The following is an 18,563-nucleotide window of genomic DNA, read 5'->3' as shown; positions in this document are numbered from 1 at the left end:
GACAGGACCGCATCGCCGGAACCGCTTCCCGCGGGACCGGCCGCCGCACAGAGGGACGTGACCGTCATCGCCGTACGCCCGCAGCCGCACACCGCGCCGCCCGCCCTCGCGCCCGCCCTCGCGCTCGACCGCGCGCCCGACCGCCCGTCGGCCGCGGTCCTGGTGCTCCACGGCGGCCGCGCCGACGGCCTCGCCCCACCGTCCGCGCTGAGCCTGGCAGGTGCCCGGATGCGGCCCTTCTCGGCGTCGATCGCACGGGCCACGGCGGGCCGCGGAATCGCTCTGGGCCGGGTGCGCTACCTCCACCGCGGCTGGAACGGGGAGCGGGCCGATGCCGCCCGGGACGCCGTGCGCGCCCTCGACGAGCTGGCCGCCTCCTGCGGGAGCGTCCCGGTCGTCCTCGTCGGCCACTCGATGGGGGGCCGTGCCGCGCTGAGCGCTGCCGCGCACCCCGCGGTGCGGGGCGTGGTCGCCCTCGCCCCCTGGTGCCCCGAGGGCGAGCCCGTGGACCATCTCGCGGGCAAGGACGTCGTGCTGGTCCACGGTGACCGCGACCGGGTGACGGACCCGCGGGACTCGTGGAGCGCGGCCCGGCGCGCGCGGGCCGCCGGGGCCGCGACCTGCGCCCTGCGGGTGCCCGGCGGGGACCACGCGATGCTGCGCGGGGCGGGTGCCTGGCACACGCTCACCGTCCGCCTGGTGACGGGCCTGCTGGGCCTCGGCCCCCTGCCGCCCGCGGTCGTCCGCTCCTTCTCCGGCCAGGACGGCCCCGAACCCGCGGACGCCACCACCGTCGACCGGGCCTGAGCCCCGGGTCACGCCGCCCGGCCGGCGCGACCCGTGAGCGGGACCAGGTCCGCGCCGCCCGGCCGGGTCCGAGCCCTCCGCGCCGGGCTGTCGCGGTCCGTGACCCGGTGCGGTCGGAGTGGCCGGGTCCTTGACGCTCGGCACGGCTGCCGGCCTGGGCCCCGCGGCCTGCGCGCCCGCAGCCCCTGCCTCCGGGCGGGCCGGGACGTCGAGGCCGGTCGCGCCCGGGTTTCCGCACGGACGGCGGGCCCGGCGCGGTGTCCGTCGCACGGGCACCAGGAGGCGCGGGGGCGCCGCCGCCCGCACGCGTCCGGCAGGCGTACGGGCGCCGCCGCCCGCGCGGGCGGACTACCAGCCGCGGCCGCGCCACTCGGCGAGATGCGGGCGTTCCGCGCCGAGCGTGGTGTCCCTCCCGTGGCCCGGGTAGACCCAGGTCTCGTCGGGCAGCGGGCCGAAGAGCTTCTCCTCGACGCCGTCCAGCAGCGACGCGAAGGCCGCCGGGTCGTCGTGGGTGTTGCCGACGCCGCCGGGGAACAGGCAGTCGCCGGTGAACACGTGCGGGTGACCGTGCGGGTCGTCGTAGACGAGCACGATCGAGCCGGGCGTGTGCCCGACGAGATGGCGAGCGGTCAGCTCGACCCGCCCTACCCGCAGCGTGTCCCCGTCGTCGACCGGCACGTCGGTCGCCACGGGGATGCCCTCGGCGTCGTGCCGGCCCGCGTACGTCCGCGCGCCGGTCGCCGCGACGACCTCGGCGAGGGCGCCCCAGTGGTCGCCGTGGCGGTGGGTGGTGACGACCGCCGAGACCGAGTCGTCGCCGATCAGGCTGAGCAGGGTCGCCGCCTCGGCCGCCGCGTCGATCAGGATCTGCTCGCCCGTCGCCCGGCAGCGCAGCAGATAGGCGTTGTTGTCCATCGGGCCGACCGCGACCTTGGAGATCATCAGGTCCGTGAGCTCGTGCACGTCCGCCGGGCCGCCGACCTTCACCACACCGCTGTATGTCATGCCGCTCAGCCTACGGGCTGTCCCGCACCGGCCGGCGGGCGCCCGACGGCGGCAACGGAGCCCCGCCGCCCGGCCGCGGCGCCCGGACGCGACCCGGCGCGAGGGCGTCCCTCAGGCCCCGGGCCCTGCGGCCCGGGGAGACCCGCGCGCCCGGCGCCGCACGTCGGCCCGCCGCGTACGCCGGCCCGCCGCGTACGCCGGACAGGCCGCCCCCGGGGCGACGGACCTCAGAGGGGCGGCAGCACGGGCAGCGGGCCGCCGCTCGTGCGGAGGGCGGCGCCGTCGCGGCGGCCCGCGAGCCAGCCGACGACGTCCGCGGGCGTGCCGGTGACCGTGACCGGCGGGCCGTCGGTGCCGCCGGTGGCCCACTCGCCCGCGCCGGTCACGATCCGCGTCGGGGGCACGCTCGCGAGGCCGCTGAAGCGCCGCGCGAGGAAGTCGGTCTCGCGCCCGGTGAACTCCTCCGGGAGGTCCTCCAGCTCGTAGCCGACCCCGAGGTCCACGTGGTGCAGCTCGACCTCGACGAGCCGGCGGAACGGCACGCGTGCCGCGCGGTCGGTGACCCCGTTGCGCAGCTCGACCGTGCGGCCCCAGTCCGCGGGGGCCGCACCCTGGGCGTCGAAGCGTCCGGCGCTTTCCCGCAGGTCGTCGAGGTGGGCGCTCATCGGGCGGGGCGCGTCGCGCTCGATGTCGGCGTCACGCGCCTCCCCGCTGACGTACATCGGCAGCCCCCGGAGAACATTTACGAGCGCGTCGGCGTTACGGGAGAGGTGGGCCAGCACATGCCCCCGGCTCCACCCGGGAAGCCGTGACGGCTCGGCCGCTGCCGCGTTGTCGAGGTGGGCGGCCGCGTTCTGCAGTCGCCCGGTCGCCTCACGTACAGAGGCCAGGTCATGCGCGTGGTCGATCATGCGGCTGACGATAGCTCCGCCACACGATCGGGTGAAGCGGGCGGAAGACGTCCGTAAATCGAATGCGCGTGCTATACGCTCGGTGGAGGCATTCTTGAAAGTCAGGCATCCATCGTTCTGGCGGCCCCCCACAGGCAGACATCACACGCGGCGGGGGCTGTGCCGCCGCTTCTCTCTAGAAAGGTGCGGACCGGCGTGGCCGACCGTCTCATCGTCCGTGGCGCGCGCGAGCACAATCTGAAGAACGTCTCGCTCGACCTCCCGCGCGACTCCCTCATCGTCTTCACCGGGCTCTCGGGGTCGGGCAAGTCGTCTCTCGCGTTCGACACGATCTTCGCCGAGGGGCAGCGCCGCTACGTCGAGTCGCTCTCCTCCTACGCACGGCAGTTCCTCGGGCAGATGGACAAGCCCGACGTCGACTTCATCGAGGGCCTCTCCCCGGCCGTCTCCATCGACCAGAAGTCCACCTCGCGCAACCCGCGCTCCACGGTCGGCACCATCACCGAGGTCTACGACTACCTCCGGCTGCTCTTCGCCCGCATCGGCAAGCCGCACTGCCCCGAGTGCTCCCGCCCGATCTCGAGGCAGTCGCCGCAGGCCATCGTCGACAAGGTGCTCGCGCTGCCCGAGGGCAGCCGCTTCCAGGTGCTCTCGCCGCTGGTGCGGGAGCGCAAGGGCGAGTTCGTCGACCTGTTCTCCGACCTCCAGACCAAGGGGTACAGCCGCGCCCGGGTGGACGGGCAGACCGTCCAGCTCGCGGAGCCGCCGGCCCTGAAGAAGCAGGAGAAGCACACCATCGAGGTGGTCGTCGACCGCCTCACGGTCAAGGACAGCGCCAAGCGCCGGCTGACGGACTCCGTCGAGACCGCCCTCGGCCTCTCCGGCGGCATGGTCGTGCTCGACTTCGTCGACCTCCCCGAGGACGACCCCGAGCGCGAGCGGATGTACTCGGAGCACCTGTACTGCCCGTACGACGACCTCTCCTTCGAGGAGCTGGAGCCGCGCTCCTTCTCCTTCAACTCGCCCTTCGGCGCGTGCCCCGACTGCACTGGCATCGGCACCCGCATGGAGGTCGACCCGGAGCTGATCGTCCCCGACGAGGACAAGTCCCTCGACGAGGGCGCCATCCACCCCTGGTCGCACGGCCACACCAAGGAGTACTTCGGCCGGCTGATCAACGGGCTGGCGCAGGCGCTCGGGTTCTCCACCGACATGCCCTGGGCCGGGCTGCCCGCCCGCGCGAAGAAGGCCCTGCTCTACGGCCACAAGACCCAGCTCGAGGTCCGCTACCGCAACCGCTACGGCCGCGAGCGGGCCTGGACCACCCCCGCCTTCGAAGGCGCCGTGCAGTTCGTCAAGCGGCGGCACTCCGAGGCGGAGAGCGACTCCAGCAGGGAGCGCTTCGAGGGCTACATGCGCGAGGTGCCGTGCCCCACCTGCGAGGGCACCCGCCTCAAGCCGATCGTGCTCGCGGTCACCGTGATGGAGAAGTCCATCGCCGACGTCTCCGCCATGTCGATCAGCGAGTGCGCCGACTTCCTCGGCCGTCTCAAGCTGACCGCCCGGGACAAGAAGATCGCCGAGCGGGTCCTCAAGGAGGTCAACGAGCGGCTGCGCTTCCTCGTCGACGTCGGCCTGGACTACCTCTCGCTCAACCGCGCGGCCGGCACCCTCTCCGGCGGCGAGGCCCAGCGCATCCGGCTCGCCACCCAGATCGGCTCCGGTCTCGTCGGCGTGCTCTACGTGCTGGACGAGCCCTCCATCGGCCTTCACCAGCGCGACAACCACCGCCTGATCGAGACCCTGGTCCGGCTCCGCGACATGGGCAACACCCTGATCGTCGTCGAGCACGACGAGGACACCATCAAGGTCGCGGACTGGGTCGTCGACATCGGCCCCGGAGCCGGCGAGCACGGCGGCAAGGTCGTGCACTCCGGTTCGCTGAAGGACCTCCTGAAGAACGCCGAGTCGATGACCGGGCAGTACCTGTCCGGCAAGAAGGCGATCCCCACCCCCGACGTCCGCCGCCCGGTCGACCCGGGGCGCCGGCTCACCGTGCACGGCGCCCGGGAGAACAACCTCCGGGACATCGACGTCTCGTTCCCGCTCGGCGTGCTCACGGCCGTCACCGGTGTCTCCGGCTCCGGCAAGTCGACCCTGGTCAACGACATCCTCTACACCCACCTCGCCCGCGAACTGAACGGCGCGAAGTCCGTCCCGGGCCGTCACACCCGGGTCGACGGCGACGACCTCGTCGACAAGGTGGTCCACGTCGACCAGTCGCCCATCGGCCGCACCCCGCGCTCCAACCCGGCCACGTACACGGGTGTCTTCGACCACGTCCGCAAGCTGTTCGCGGAGACGATGGAGGCCAAGGTCCGCGGGTACCTCCCCGGCCGGTTCTCCTTCAACGTCAAGGGCGGCCGCTGCGAGAACTGCTCCGGCGACGGCACCATCAAGATCGAGATGAACTTCCTGCCGGACGTCTACGTCCCCTGCGAGGTGTGCCACGGAGCGCGCTACAACCGGGAGACGCTGGAGGTCCACTACAAGGGCAAGTCCATCGCCGAGGTGCTCGACATGCCGATCGAGGAGGCGCTCGACTTCTTCGAGGCGGTCCCCACGATCTCCCGTCACCTGCGCACGCTCAACGAGGTGGGCCTCGGGTACGTCCGGCTCGGACAGTCGGCGCCCACCCTCTCCGGCGGCGAGGCGCAGCGCGTGAAGCTCGCCTCCGAGCTCCAGAAGCGCTCCACCGGCCGGACCGTCTACGTCCTGGACGAGCCGACCACCGGCCTGCACTTCGAGGACATCAGCAAGCTGATCAAGGTGCTGAGCGGACTCGTCGACAAGGGGAACTCGGTCATCGTGATCGAGCACAACCTCGACGTGATCAAGGTCGCCGACTGGGTCGTCGACATGGGCCCGGAGGGCGGCAGCGGCGGCGGTCTGGTCATCGCCGAGGGCACCCCCGAACAGGTCGCGGGCGTCCCGGCCAGCCACACCGGCAAGTTCCTCCGGGACATCCTCGACGCGGAGCGCATCAGCGACGCGGCACCGGTGCCGGCGGCGCGCAAGCCGGCCAGGAAGACGGCGGCGAAGAAGACCGCGGCGAAGAAGACGACGGCGGCGACCGCCGGCCGCACCCCGCGCCAGCGGAAGGCCTGAGCACAAGGGCCGGGCGCGGGGGAGTGCTCCCGCACCCGGCCCGCCGGCTCGGCTCCGGGGCCGCGCCGGCCCATGCCCCTGCCCGGGGCCGCGCCCGGCGCGGGCCGATCCGCTTCCGTGCCCGCGGTCGGCGAGCCCGCGGGTGCGGGGCGCCGCCGTCGCGCTGCCGCCCTCGCCGGGCCCTGGCCCCTGGCCCGGCGGGACCGCCCCCGTACGTGCCCCGGGCCCACGCGCCACCCGGGTCCGGGGTTCCCCGCGCGACTCGTTTGCTCGCTCCCGTCCTGCCCGCCTCGACCCCGTCCGTGCGGCTCAGACCGCGGGCAGCTCGGACGCGTACGGTGGCTCGGCGCCCGTACGGGAGCAGGTCACCGCCGCGGCGCGGGCCGCGAAGGCGAGGACGTCGTGCCAGGCGTCCGGCCCGAGGCCCCGCAGCGCCCCGGGGGCCAGCGAGCCGCGGCGGTCCAGCGCGTGCAGGAGCGCCGCGTTCACGGTGTCGCCCGCGCCGATGGTGTCCGCGACGGCCACCGGCACCGCCGGCACGGAGACCTCCAGGCCGGACGCGGTCCGCACGCCCAGCCCCGCGCCCGCGCGGGTGACCACCACCGCCTCCGGGCCCTGCGGCACCCCGCCCAGCCAGTCGGCGTCGTCCTCGGACAGCTTCAGCAGGGTGACGTGGGGGAGCCACCGGGCGAAGCGCGCACGGTAGGCCTCCGCGTCCGGGATCAGCCCCGCCCGCACGTTGGGGTCGAGCAGGGTGAACAGCCCGCGTCCCGACTCCCGCAGCAGCAGCGCCTCGTAAGCGCTCGCCCCCGGCTCCAGCACCAGCGAGCAGGTGCCCAGCGCCAGCGCGTGAGCGCCGGCGGGCAGTTCCGCGGGCAGCTCGAACAGCCGGTCCGCGGTCCCCTCGGCGTAGAAGCCGTATCCGGCCGCACCGTCCGCGCCGACCGCGGCGACGGCCAGCGTCGTCGGCTCCGGCCCGCGCCGCACCGCCGAGACGTCCACGCCTGCCGCGCGGAGGCCGTCGAGCAGGGCCTCCCCGAAGCCGTCGGTGGACACCCGGGAGCAGAAGGCGGCGTCCGCCCCGAGCCGTCCGAGGGCCACGGCCGTGTTGTACGGACCCCCGCCCGCCCGGGGCAGCAGCGCGGGCAGCGGAGCGTGGTCCCCGTACGGGACCAGGTCGATCAGAGCCTCACCGGCGACGACGATCACGGGCCAGAACGTAGCCCATGGCCCACCGGGCCGACAGGGAGCCCGCCACCGGCCCGGCCGGGCGGCGCCGGTATCGTCGGTTCCGTCACCGAGGTCCCGGGACGTCCCGCCCGCCGAGGCCGTGCGGGCCCAAGGACGTCGTGCGGGTCGCCGAGGTGTGCCACCCCACGGCGTACCCCGGCTCCCGCCCCGGTCGCGCCACGACGAACCGACCCGTGGAGTCCCCATGCCCGGCCGCCCGACCGCCCGCCGTACCGTCCTGAAGGGCGCGGCCCTCGCCGGCGCCGCCGGGCTCGGCGCGGCCGCCTGCTCCACGGACTCCAAGCTCGGCCACGCCGAGGTGCCCACGCCGACCGCGCCCGTCGACCTCGGCGCCGCCGACGCCGTGCCGGTGGGCGGCGCGAAGCTCTACCGCGAGCAGCGCCTGGTGGTCCACTGCCCGGCCGCCGGCCAGTACAAGGCCTTCAGCGCCCAGTGCACCCACGCGGGATGCGTCCTGGACAAGGTGGAGGGCACGGAGGGCAACTGCCCCTGCCACGGCAGCCGTTTCGACGTGACGACCGGCAAGGCGCTGAAGGGGCCCGCGACCGTGCCCCTGCCCGAGGTGCCCGTGCGGGCGGAGGGCGGCAAGCTGGTCGCCGGCCCCGACGCGTAGGCAGCCGCACGGTGCCGACGACTCCCGGGCCGCACACCCCGCCACACCCCACCCCGCCCCGCACGGCGCCGACGGCCCCCGGGCCGCACACCCCGCCACACCACACCCCGCCTCGCCCCCACCGCCCCGCCCGCGCTCGCGGCAGGCCCGAGGCGGGAGTTCCGTCACCCCCACTCCCAGGCGATCCCCACGGTCCCGGGCCGGACGGCCTGCTCCAGGAGGTGGACCGTCCGGTGCCGGCCGCTCACCGCGAGTTCGGTGCGGGCGCCGCGCGGGGTGCCGTCCGGGGCCCGGGCGAAACGGTGGCAGCGCAGCGGCAGGGCCCCCCGGTCGAACCGCACCTGGAGGAGGTACTGCCCGCCCCGGTCGCCGAACCGGCGGACGCAGGCGTCGCTCGGGCCGCCGGTGCCGTCCTCGACGCCGTAGCCGAGGACGTACGTCTCGCCCGTCCGCAGCGCCGTGTCGAAGAGCAGCTCGGCCACCAGGACGCCGGCCGAGCCGTCCCGCCGGATCCTGCCGGGGCGGCAGTTCTCCAGCGCGCCGATCTCCATCAGGTCCGGGTCGCACCCGGCCTCCCCGCGGTGCACGGCGAGGAAGCGGTCGACCCCGTCCCGGCGGGCGCGCACCACGTGCTGCGCGTCGCGTCCCAGCAGCCGCCGGTCCCCGCCGATGCGCACGCGCTCCTGGAGCGCCAGGCTCTCCAGCGCGCCGTGCGGCGCGGCGCCGAGCAGGCGTCCCGCCTCGCCCGTGACCTCGGCCGGGCCGCGGTGCGCCCGGCCGGGAGGCGCCGGGGGGCGGCCGTCCGTGCCGAGCAGCCGGATCAGGGACTGGGCGGGCAGCTCCAGCACCTCCTCCAGAGCGCGCACGGCCCGCAGCGACTCGGGCCGCCGGGGTCTGCGGGCGCCCTGCTGCCAGTAGCAGAGGCTGGTCACCCCGACCTTGATGCCGCGGTGCGCCAGATGGTGCTGGACCCGCTGGAGGGGCAGTCCGCGGACCGAGAGCGCGGCCCGCAGCGCCTGGTGGAAGGGGCCCGTGTTCAGCACGCGCGCCAGGTCGGCCTCGGTGCGGTCCATGGTTCCTCCGGCTCGCTCGCTGCGGTGGGGGCTGCGCCGTGGTGCGACCGCCGGGGGTGGGGCGGGGGCGGCCCGTCGGTGGGGGACGGAGGAGTCCACGTCCCGCCACACCGTCGGCGGTGCCGCGCCACTGGCATTGAAGCGTGCCCGCCCTGCGCGGACAAGAATTCCGACCGTCCCGGCACAGCGCCGGTTCATGGTCATGTCCCTGCCGGGAGTCGACCGGGGTGTCACCGCCCGCCAGTAGGGTGGGCGGCATGGCCGACCCCTCCAGCTACCGCCCCAAGCCGGGACAGATCCCCGACTCGCCGGGGGTCTACAAGTTCCGCGACGATCACCGGCGGGTGATCTACGTCGGCAAGGCCAAGAGCCTGCGCCAGCGTCTCGCCAGCTACTTCCAGGACCTGGCGAACCTCCACCCGCGTACGCGCACCATGGTCACCACGGCCGCCTCGGTGGAGTGGACGGTGGTGTCCACGGAGGTCGAGGCGCTCCAGCTGGAGTACTCCTGGATCAAGGAGTTCGACCCCCGCTTCAACGTCAAGTACCGGGACGACAAGAGCTATCCCTACCTCGCCGTCACGCTGAACGAGGAGTTCCCCCGCGTCCAGGTGATGCGCGGCGCCAAGCGCAAGGGCGTCCGCTACTTCGGCCCGTACGGGCACGCCTGGGCGATCCGCGAGACCGTCGACCTGATGCTGCGCGTCTTCCCGGTGCGGACCTGCTCCGCCGGCGTGTTCAAGAACCACGTGCAGCGCGGCCGCCCCTGTCTGCTCGGCTACATCGGCAAGTGCTCCGCGCCCTGCGTGGGACGGGTCACCCCCGAGGAGCACCGCGAACTGGCCGAGGAGTTCTGCGACTTCATGGCCGGCCGCACCGGCACCTACATCCGCCGCCTGGAGCGGATGATGACCGAGGCGGCCGAGGACATGGAGTACGAGCGGGCCGCCCGGCTGCGTGACGACATAGGCGCCCTCAAGCGCGCCCTGGAGAAGAACGCGGTGGTGCTCGCCGATGCCACCGACGCCGACCTCGTCGCCCTCGCCGAGGACGAACTGGAGGCCGCCGTCCAGATCTTCCACGTCCGCGGCGGCCGGGTCCGCGGCCAGCGCGGCTGGGTCACCGACAAGGTCGAGGCGGTCGACACGGCGGGCCTGGTGGAGCACGCCCTCCAGCAGCTCTACGGCGAGGAGCGCGGCGACGCCGTGCCCAAGGAGGTCCTCGTCCCGGCGCTTCCCGAGGACGTCGCCGCCGTCTCCGCCTGGCTCGGCGAACGCCGGGGGTCGAACGTCTCGCTGCGCGTGCCCCAGCGCGGCGACAAGAAGGACCTGATGGAGACGGTCCAGCGCAACGCGCAGCAGGCCCTGGCCCTCCACAAGACCAAGCGCGCCGGCGATCTGACCACCCGCTCCCGGGCCCTGGAGGAGATCGCCGAGGCACTCGGCCTGGACTCGGCGCCGCTGCGCATCGAGTGCTTCGACATCTCCCACTTCCAGGGCGACGACGTGGTGGCGTCGATGGTCGTCTTCGAGGACGGTCTCGCCCGCAAGAGCGAGTACCGCCGTTTCCAGATCAAGGGCCGGGTCGGCGACACCCAGGTCTGGCACGGCGAGGGGCAGGACGACGTCCGCTCCATGCACGAGGTGGTCAGCCGCCGGTTCCGCCGCTACCTCGCGGAGAAGGACCGCACGGGGGAGTGGATCGGCGAGGACGCGCCCGAGGGCGAGGACGCCGACGACGGGCGGCCGAGGAAGTTCGCCTACCCGCCCCAGCTCGTCGTCGTCGACGGCGGCCGCCCGCAGGTCGCGGCGGCCCAGCGGGCCCTGGACGAGCTCGGCATCGACGACGTCGCGGTGTGCGGCCTGGCCAAGCGCCTGGAGGAGGTCTGGCTGCCGCACGAGGACGACCCGGTCGTGCTGCCGCGCACCAGCGAGGGCCTCTACCTGCTGCAACGGGTCCGTGACACCGCGCACGACTTCGCCATCCGCTACCAGCGGTCCAAGCGGACCAAGAGGATCCGGACGAGTCCGCTCGATACGATCCCGGGTCTCGGGGAGACCCGCAAGCAGGCGCTGATCAAGCATTTCGGCTCGGTCAAGCGCCTGCGGCAGGCGACAATCGAGCAGATCTGCGAGGTCCCGGGCATGGGCCGCAAGACGGCCGAGTCCGTCGTCGTGGCCCTGTCCGAGGCGGCTGTGGCCGCACCCGCCGTGAACACGGCGACAGGAGAGATCATTGAAGAGAACGACGGGGGCACCACGCCATGACTGAGCACGACCGAGACGGAGCAGCAGACGTGAGTACGGGCAACGGGCACGAGCCCGCCGACACCGCGGCCGACGCGGCCATCCCCGAGCTGGTGATCATCTCGGGCATGTCCGGGGCCGGACGCAGCACGGCGGCGAAGTGCCTCGAGGACCTCGGCTGGTTCGTCGTCGACAACCTGCCGCCCGCCCTGATCCCCACCATGGTGGAGCTCGGCGCCCGGTCGCAGGGCAACGTCGCCCGCATCGCCGTCGTCGTCGACGTCCGCGGCCGGCGCTTCTTCGACAACCTCCGCGAGTCCCTCGCCGACCTCGACGCCAAGCAGGTCACCCGCCGGATCGTCTTCCTGGAGTCCTCCGACGACGCCCTGGTGCGCCGCTTCGAGTCGGTCCGCCGGCCCCACCCGCTCCAGGGCGACGGCCGGATCGTCGACGGGATCGCCGCCGAGCGCGACCTGCTGCGCGAGCTGCGCGGCGACGCCGACCTGGTGATCGACACCTCCAGCCTCAACGTCCACGAACTGCGCGCCAAGATGGACGCCCAGTTCGCCGGCGACGAGGAGCCGGAGCTGCGCGCGACGGTGATGTCCTTCGGCTTCAAGTATGGGCTGCCCGTCGACGCCGACCTCGTAGTCGACATGCGCTTCCTGCCGAACCCGCACTGGGTCCCCGAGCTGCGCCCCTTCACGGGGCTGAACGAAGAGGTGTCCAACTACGTCTTCAACCAGCCCGGGGCGAAGGAGTTCCTCGACCGGTACACCGAGCTGCTCCAGCTGATCGCCTCGGGCTACCGCCGCGAGGGCAAGCGCTACGTGACGATCGCCGTCGGCTGCACGGGCGGCAAGCACCGCTCGGTCGCCACCTCGGAGAAGCTGGCGGCCCGGCTCTCCGCCGCGGGGGTCGAGACCGTGGTCGTGCACCGGGACATGGGGCGCGAGTGACCGGACGCACCCTCCGGCTGCGTCGGCTGCGCAGGACCACGCGCACGCCGGCGGCACGGAAGCGCGGCGCACAGCCCAAGGTCGTCGCCCTCGGCGGCGGCATGGGCCTGTCCGCGTCGCTCGCGGCCCTGCGCCGCATCACCGGCGACCTGACCGCGGTCGTCACGGTCGCCGACGACGGCGGATCCAGCGGCCGGCTCCGCGAGGAGCTCGGCGTGCTGCCGCCCGGAGACCTGCGCAAGGCGCTGGCCGCGCTGTGCGGCGACGACGACTGGGGCCAGACCTGGGCCCGCGTCATCCAGCACCGCTTCCAGTCGCAGGGCGACCTCCACGAGCACGCCGTCGGCAATCTGCTGATCGTCGCCCTGTGGGAGCAGCTCGGCGACCACGTCCAGGCGCTCGACCTGGTCGGCAGACTGCTCGGCGCCCACGGCCGGGTGCTGCCCATGTCCGCGGTGCCGCTGGAGCTCCAGGCGCTGGTCCGGGGCCACGATCCGGCCCGCCCCGACGACGTCGACACGGTGCGCGGCCAGGCCACGGTGGCGCTCACGCCCGGCGAGGTGCAGTCCGTCCACCTCGTGCCGCACGACCCGCCCGCCGTCCCGGAGGCCGTCGAGGCCGTGCTGGACGCCGACTGGGTGGTCCTCGGGCCCGGATCCTGGTTCTCCTCGGTCATTCCGCACCTTCTGGTGCCGGAACTGCTGGACGCGCTGGTGGAGACCAAGGCGCGCCGGGTCCTCTCCCTCAACCTCGCCCCGCAGCCCGGTGAAACAGATGGCTTCTCACCGCAGCGTCATTTGGAGGTTTTGGGACGACACGCGCCTAAACTCGCCCTGGACGTGGTGCTGGCCGACGAGGCCGCAGTGCCCGACCGCGAGTCCCTCGACGATGCCGCCAAGCGGTTCGGAGCCGCGGTCGAGCTGGCTCCGGTGGCCTCTCCCGACGGTGTTCCGAAGCACGACCCGGAGCTGTTGGCCGCCGCGTACGACCGTATTTTTCGGATGCATGGAAGGATCGGCCCATGGCGATGACGGCAGCGGTGAAGGACGAGATCTCCCGGCTCCCCGTCACCCGGACCTGCTGCAGAAAGGCGGAGGTCTCGTCGATCCTGCGGTTCGCGGGCGGTCTGCACCTGGTCAGCGGGCGCATCGTGATCGAGGCAGAGCTGGACACCGGTATCGCCGCCCGCCGTCTGAAGCGGGACATCCTGGAGATCTTCGGCCACGGCTCGGAGCTGATGGTGATGGCCCCCGGCGGTCTGCGCCGCGGTTCGCGCTTCGTGGTGCGGGTGATCGCAGGCGGTGACCAGCTGGCCCGGCAGACGGGTCTCGTCGACGGCCGGGGCCGCCCGATCCGCGGCCTCCCCCCGCAGGTCGTGTCCGGCGCCACCTGCGACGCCGAGGCGGCATGGCGCGGCGCGTTCCTGGCGCACGGCTCGCTCACCGAGCCCGGCCGGTCCTCCTCCCTGGAGGTCACCTGCCCCGGCCCCGAGGCCGCCCTGGCGCTGGTCGGAGCCGCCCGCAGGCTCTCCATCGCGGCGAAGGCCCGCGAGGTGCGCGGCGTCGACCGGGTCGTCGTCCGCGACGGGGACGCGATCGGCGCGCTGCTGACCAGGCTCGGGGCCCACGAGTCGGTGCTGGCCTGGGAGGAGCGGCGGATGCGCCGCGAGGTCCGGGCCACCGCCAACCGGCTGGCCAACTTCGACGACGCGAACCTCCGCCGCAGCGCCCGTGCCGCGGTCGCCGCGGGCGCCCGGGTCCAGCGGGCCCTGGAGATCCTCGGCGAGGAGGTGCCCGAGCACCTCGCCGCCGCGGGACGGCTGCGGATGGAGCACAAGCAGGCGTCCCTGGAGGAGCTCGGCGCGCTGGCCGACCCGCCGCTCACCAAGGACGCGGTGGCGGGCCGTATCCGCCGTCTGCTGGCCATGGCCGACAAGCGCGCCCAGGATCTGGGCATTCCCGGTACGGAGTCCAATCTGACCGAGGAGATGGCCGACGGCCTCGTCGGCTGACGGCGCCCGCACCGGCCCCGCGTCAACCACCCCGCTGCCGACGCCCTTTCGGGTGTCGGCGGTGGTGTGTCCGGCCCCGGACGCTCCGTACCGGACCATTCGGGGCCGGAGTCCTTTACTGGCCGGTACGCGGCGCCGCAAGACATACGGGCTGTTCCTGATGTCACTCCGCAGGCTCCGGAGAGGTAGGGTCGGAGGCGGTCGGGGACATCCCTATAAAACTCGCCGGCGTCGAAAACCGGCGTACCTAACGAGGAGATCGGTTCGTGACGATCCGCGTAGGCATCAACGGCTTTGGCCGCATCGGTCGTAACTACTTCCGCGCGCTGCTGGAGCAGGGTGCTGACATCGAGATCGTGGCTGTCAACGACCTGGGTGACACCGCGACCACCGCTCACCTGCTCAAGTACGACACCATCCTGGGCCGCCTCAAGGCCGAGGTGACGCACACCGCCGACACCATCACCGTCGACGGCCACACCATCAAGGTGCTCTCCGAGCGCAACCCCGCCGACATCCCGTGGGGCGAGCTGGGCGTCGACATCGTCGTCGAGTCCACCGGCATCTTCACCAGCAAGGCGGACGCCTCGAAGCACATCGCGGGCGGTGCGAAGAAGGTCCTCATCTCGGCTCCGGCCAAGGACGAGGACATCACCATCGTGATGGGCGTCAACCAGGACAAGTACGACGCGGCCAACCACCACGTCATCTCCAACGCGTCCTGCACGACGAACTGTGTGGCGCCGATGGCCAAGGTTCTGGACGAGAACTTCGGCATCGTCCGCGGTCTGATGACCACGGTCCACGCGTACACGAACGACCAGCGCATCCTGGACTTCCCGCACAAGGACCTGCGCCGCGCCCGTGCCGCCGCGGAGAACATCATCCCCACCACCACCGGTGCCGCGAAGGCCACCGCGCTGGTGCTGCCGAAGCTCAAGGGCAAGCTGGACGGCATCGCCATGCGCGTCCCGGTCCCCACGGGCTCGGCCACCGACCTGGTCGTGCAGCTGGAGCGCGAGGTCACCAAGGACGAGGTGAACGCCGCGTTCAAGAAGGCCGCGGACGGCGAGCTCAAGGGCATCCTGTACTACACCGAGGACCCGATCGTGTCCTCGGACATCGTCAGCGACCCGGCGTCCTGCACCTTCGACTCCTCCCTGACCATGGTCCAGGAGGGCAACTCGGTGAAGATCCTCGGCTGGTACGACAATGAGTGGGGTTACTCCAACCGCCTCGTCGACCTCACGGTCTTCGTCGGCAACCAGCTCTGATCAGTGGCAGGGTCTGATCTGACCTTCCACGAGAGCACCACGATGTGAGTGGCAGGGCCCGTAAACGGCGCAACGCGGCGCCGGTCGGGCCCTGTCGCATGTGCAGCCTTACGAGGAGCCGTAGAACTATGAAGACCATCGACCAGCTGCTGGCCGAGGGGGTCGCGGGCAAGCGGGTGTTCGTCCGCGCCGACCTCAACGTGCCGCTCGACGGCACGACGATCACCGACGACGGCCGCATCCGGGCCGTGCAGCCCACCGTCGCGCGCCTCGCCGAGGCGGGCGCCCGCGTGATCGTCGCCTCCCACCTGGGCCGCCCCAAGGGCGCGCCGGACCCCGCATTCTCCCTCGCCCCCGCCGCCGCGCGGCTCGGCGAACTGCTGGGCGCCGACGTGGCCTTCGCCTCCGACACGGTGGGCGAGTCCGCGCAGGGCGTCGTCGCCGCGCTGGCCGACGGGCAGGTCGCCGTCCTGGAGAACCTGCGCTTCAACCCGGGCGAGACCGCCAAGGACGACGCCGAGCGCGGCGCCTTCGCCGACGCGCTGGCCGGCCTCGCCGACCTCTACGTCGGCGACGGCTTCGGGGCCGTGCACCGCAAGCACGCCTCCGTCTACGACCTGCCCGCCCGGCTGCCGCACGCCGCCGGCCTGCTGATCGCGACCGAGGTCGGCGTCCTGAAGAAGCTCACCGAGGACGTGAAGCGGCCCTACGCCGTCGTGCTCGGCGGCTCCAAGGTCTCCGACAAGCTCGGCGTCATCGACCACCTGCTGGAGAAGGCCGACCGCATCCTCGTCGGCGGCGGCATGGTGTTCACCTTCCTCAAGGCCCAGGGCCACGAGGTCGGCTCCTCGCTGCTCCAGGAGGACCAGATCCCCGCGGTCCAGGAGTACCTGAAGCGCGCCGAGGCCCGCGGTGTGGAGTTCGTGCTCCCCGTCGACGTACGGGTCGCCGCCGGTTTCCCGGACCTCAGGACGAAGGCGCCGTCCGACTCCGAGGTCGTCGCCGCCGACGCCATGCCCGCCGGCCGGATGGGCCTCGACATCGGCCCGCGGACCAGCGAGCTGTACGCCGCGAAGCTCGCCGACGCGGGCACCGTCTTCTGGAACGGCCCGATGGGTGTCTTCGAGCACCCTGACTACGCGGAGGGCACCGCCGCCGTCGCGCAGGCGCTCATCGACTCCCAGGCGTTCACCGTGGTCGGCGGCGGGGACTCGGCCGCCGCCGTGCGGATCCTGGGCTTCGACGAGAATGCGTTCGGACACATTTCGACCGGCGGCGGCGCGAGCCTCGAATACCTCGAGGGCAAGACGCTCCCCGGCCTCGCCGCACTGGAGGACTGAAGCTCGATGACTGCTGTGGACAACGGCCGTACCCCGCTGATGGCGGGCAACTGGAAGATGAACCTCAACCACCTCGAGGCCATCGCCCACACCCAGAAGCTCGCCTTCGCCCTGTCGGAGAAGGACTTCGCGGCCGTCGAGGTCGCCGTGCTCGTGCCCTTCACCGACCTGCGTTCCGTGCAGACCCTGATCGAGGGCGACAAGCTCGCGATCAGGTTCGGCGCCCAGGACGTCTCCGCGCACGACTCCGGTGCCTACACCGGTGAGATCTCCGGCCCGATGCTGGCCAAGCTGAAGTGCGCCTACGTCGCCGTGGGCCACTCCGAGCGCCGCCAGTACCACGCGGAGACCGACGAGATCTGCAACGCCAAGGTGAAGGCCGCGTTCAAGCACGGCATCACGCCGATCCTGTGCATCGGCGAGGGCCTGGACGTCCGCAAGGCGGGCGACCAGGTCGCCCACACCCTCGCGCAGCTCGACGGCGGCCTGAAGGACGTCCCGGCCGAGCAGGCCGAGACGGTCGTCATCGCCTACGAGCCGGTCTGGGCCATCGGCACCGGCGAGGTCGCCACCCCCGAGGACGCCCAGGAGGTCTGCGGCGCGATCCGCGGGCGTCTCGCCGAGCTGTACTCCCAGGAGCTGGCCGACAAGGTCCGCATCCAGTACGGCGGCTCGGTCAAGGCCGGCAACGTGGCCGCGATCATGGCCCAGCCGGATGTCGACGGGGCCCTGGTCGGCGGTGCCGCGCTGGACGCCGACGAGTTCGTGAAGATCGTCCGCTTCCGCGACCAGTGAGTATGCGGTAGCGCCGATCCGGCGTACCCTTGCGGGGGCCGAGGCTCACGTGTGCTGTGCGGTTTCCCCGCGCGGCGGGCCCCGGTCCCCGCTTTTCCCTGCATGTCCTTCGTTGCCGTCCTGATCAGTCCGAGGAAGTTGGTCCAGCCGTGGTTATGGGGTTCTCGATCGCCCTGATCGTCTTCAGTCTGCTGCTGATGCTGCTGGTGCTGATGCACAAGGGGAAGGGCGGCGGCCTCTCCGACATGTTCGGCGGTGGCATGCAGTCCTCCGTCGGCGGTTCCTCGGTGGCCGAGCGCAACCTCGACCGCATCACGATCGTGGTCGGTCTGCTCTGGTTCGCGTGCATTGTCGTACTGGGTCTGCTGATGAAGCTGGACAGCTGAGCGGACTCCTGGCCGCTGCGCGCCAGGCTGTAACTCCAATCACTGGACGCGCGTTGGGCCGTACGTAGACTGGGGCACTCGCGGCGCCGCCGCTGTGAGACGCTGTGCAGCACCATCACGCAGGGAGTTACGACCGTGGCAAGTGGCAACGCGATCCGGGGAAGCCGGGTCGGAGCGGGGCCGATGGGTGAGGCGGAGCGCGGCGAGTCCGCCCCGCGCCTCCGCATCTCCTTCTGGTGCTCGAACGGGCACGAGACGCAGCCGAGCTTCGCCAGTGACGCACAGGTCCCCGACACCTGGGACTGCCCGCGATGCGGGTTCCCGGCAGGACAGGACCAGGACAACCCGCCGGACCCGCCGCGCACCGAGCCGTACAAGACGCACCTGGCGTACGTACGGGAGCGGCGCAGCGACGCCGACGGCGAGGCGATCCTCGCCGAGGCACTCGCCAAACTGCGGGGCGAGATCTAGACATTGCAGGTCCGGCCGGGCACCGACAGGTGCCCGGCCGGACCTTCTTCGTCCCGGCCGCGCGCTTCGTCCCGGCCCCTTCTCCGTCCCGAACGCGCGCCGCACCGCCGGGACGCGGCCTCCCGTGCCGCCGTACGGGGGGCGAAGACGCCTGCACCGGCCCACGGCAGGACACTTCGCCCCGCTGCCGCCTCACCCGCCCTCCTGATCAATTAGGTTGGAGGCGCAGCGGGGCATGCACGCACGTACGAGA

General features: G+C 72.8%; 16 protein-coding genes. 12 read left to right on the top strand and 4 right to left on the bottom strand.

What is annotated here, in order from left to right:
- Positions 1-57 precede the first annotated feature (57 nt).
- Positions 58-807: an alpha/beta family hydrolase gene (locus IAG43_RS07185; RefSeq protein WP_425508575.1), complete on the top strand. Its 750-nt coding sequence runs from the start codon at positions 58-60 to the stop codon at positions 805-807.
- 348 nt (positions 808-1,155) lie between these two features.
- Here IAG43_RS07185 and IAG43_RS07180 read toward each other — a convergent pair whose 3' ends face one another.
- Both IAG43_RS07180 and IAG43_RS07175 read right to left on the bottom strand, forming a co-directional pair.
- Positions 1,156-1,812 (bottom strand): MBL fold metallo-hydrolase, encoded by a 657-nt coding sequence (locus tag IAG43_RS07180; RefSeq protein WP_187739922.1) that lies wholly within the window; start codon positions 1,810-1,812, stop codon positions 1,156-1,158.
- Positions 1,813-2,039: 227 nt separating this feature from the next.
- The gene (locus IAG43_RS07175) at positions 2,040-2,723 is read right to left on the bottom strand and encodes a maleylpyruvate isomerase family mycothiol-dependent enzyme (RefSeq protein ID WP_187739921.1); all 684 of its coding nucleotides are present in this window, start codon (positions 2,721-2,723) and stop codon (positions 2,040-2,042) included.
- 195 nt (positions 2,724-2,918) lie between these two features.
- On the opposite strand from IAG43_RS07175, the gene uvrA reads away from it, so the two are divergent.
- A complete protein-coding gene (uvrA, locus tag IAG43_RS07170; RefSeq protein WP_187739920.1) occupies positions 2,919-5,891 on the top strand; it encodes an excinuclease ABC subunit UvrA in 2,973 nt (990 codons plus the stop codon).
- Between the two features lie 309 nt (positions 5,892-6,200).
- Here uvrA and IAG43_RS07165 read toward each other — a convergent pair whose 3' ends face one another.
- Positions 6,201-7,100 carry a PfkB family carbohydrate kinase gene (locus IAG43_RS07165; RefSeq protein ID WP_187739919.1) on the bottom strand — a complete coding sequence of 300 codons (900 nt, stop codon included), beginning with the start codon at positions 7,098-7,100 and terminating at the stop codon, positions 6,201-6,203.
- Between the two features lie 226 nt (positions 7,101-7,326).
- Between IAG43_RS07165 and IAG43_RS07160 the strand changes: the two genes are divergently transcribed.
- A complete protein-coding gene (locus IAG43_RS07160; protein ID WP_187739918.1) occupies positions 7,327-7,755 on the top strand; it encodes a Rieske (2Fe-2S) protein in 429 nt (142 codons plus the stop codon).
- A 164-nt stretch (positions 7,756-7,919) separates the two neighbouring features.
- Here the strand turns inward: IAG43_RS07160 and IAG43_RS07155 are convergent, their stop codons facing one another.
- Positions 7,920-8,828 carry a hypothetical protein gene (locus tag IAG43_RS07155; RefSeq protein ID WP_187739917.1) on the bottom strand — a complete coding sequence of 303 codons (909 nt, stop codon included), beginning with the start codon at positions 8,826-8,828 and terminating at the stop codon, positions 7,920-7,922.
- Positions 8,829-9,085: 257 nt separating this feature from the next.
- On the opposite strand from IAG43_RS07155, the gene uvrC reads away from it, so the two are divergent.
- The 9 genes from uvrC (at position 9,086) to IAG43_RS07110 (ending at position 18,310) form a co-directional block, all read left to right on the top strand.
- Positions 9,086-11,095: an excinuclease ABC subunit UvrC gene (gene uvrC, locus IAG43_RS07150; RefSeq protein ID WP_187739916.1), complete on the top strand. Its 2,010-nt coding sequence runs from the start codon at positions 9,086-9,088 to the stop codon at positions 11,093-11,095.
- A complete protein-coding gene (gene rapZ / locus IAG43_RS07145; RefSeq protein WP_187739915.1) occupies positions 11,092-12,033 on the top strand; it encodes an RNase adapter RapZ in 942 nt (313 codons plus the stop codon). The genes uvrC and rapZ overlap by 4 nt, the downstream gene beginning before the upstream one ends.
- Positions 12,030-13,064, top strand: a complete 1,035-nt coding sequence (locus tag IAG43_RS07140) for a gluconeogenesis factor YvcK family protein (protein ID WP_187739914.1) — start codon at positions 12,030-12,032, stop codon at positions 13,062-13,064. Before rapZ ends, IAG43_RS07140 begins: the two co-directional genes overlap by 4 nt.
- On the top strand, positions 13,055-14,044 hold the full coding sequence (gene whiA, locus IAG43_RS07135; protein ID WP_187739913.1) for a DNA-binding protein WhiA: 990 nt from the start codon (positions 13,055-13,057) through the stop codon (positions 14,042-14,044). The genes IAG43_RS07140 and whiA overlap by 10 nt, the downstream gene beginning before the upstream one ends.
- 266 nt (positions 14,045-14,310) lie before the next feature.
- Positions 14,311-15,318, top strand: a complete 1,008-nt coding sequence (gene gap / locus IAG43_RS07130; RefSeq protein WP_187739912.1) for a type I glyceraldehyde-3-phosphate dehydrogenase — start codon at positions 14,311-14,313, stop codon at positions 15,316-15,318.
- Positions 15,319-15,446: 128 nt separating this feature from the next.
- Entirely contained in the window at positions 15,447-16,658 is a 1,212-nt protein-coding gene (locus tag IAG43_RS07125; RefSeq protein ID WP_187739911.1) for a phosphoglycerate kinase, read from the top strand.
- A gap of 6 nt (positions 16,659-16,664) precedes the next feature.
- Complete coding sequence (gene tpiA / locus IAG43_RS07120; protein ID WP_187739910.1) at positions 16,665-17,453, top strand: triose-phosphate isomerase; 789 nt, start codon at positions 16,665-16,667, stop codon at positions 17,451-17,453.
- 155 nt (positions 17,454-17,608) lie between these two features.
- Positions 17,609-17,839: a preprotein translocase subunit SecG gene (gene secG, locus IAG43_RS07115; RefSeq protein WP_147990402.1), complete on the top strand. Its 231-nt coding sequence runs from the start codon at positions 17,609-17,611 to the stop codon at positions 17,837-17,839.
- A 135-nt stretch (positions 17,840-17,974) separates the two neighbouring features.
- The gene (locus IAG43_RS07110) at positions 17,975-18,310 is read left to right on the top strand and encodes an RNA polymerase-binding protein RbpA (RefSeq protein WP_006349936.1); all 336 of its coding nucleotides are present in this window, start codon (positions 17,975-17,977) and stop codon (positions 18,308-18,310) included.
- The last annotated feature ends 253 nt before the right edge of the window (positions 18,311-18,563 follow it).

This window comes from Streptomyces genisteinicus (genome assembly GCF_014489615.1).
GTDB classification, from domain to species: Bacteria; Actinomycetota; Actinomycetes; order Streptomycetales; family Streptomycetaceae; genus Streptomyces; species Streptomyces genisteinicus.
The sequence above is the reverse complement of the archived record's forward strand: the minus strand, read 5'-3'. Positions and strand labels throughout refer to the sequence as shown.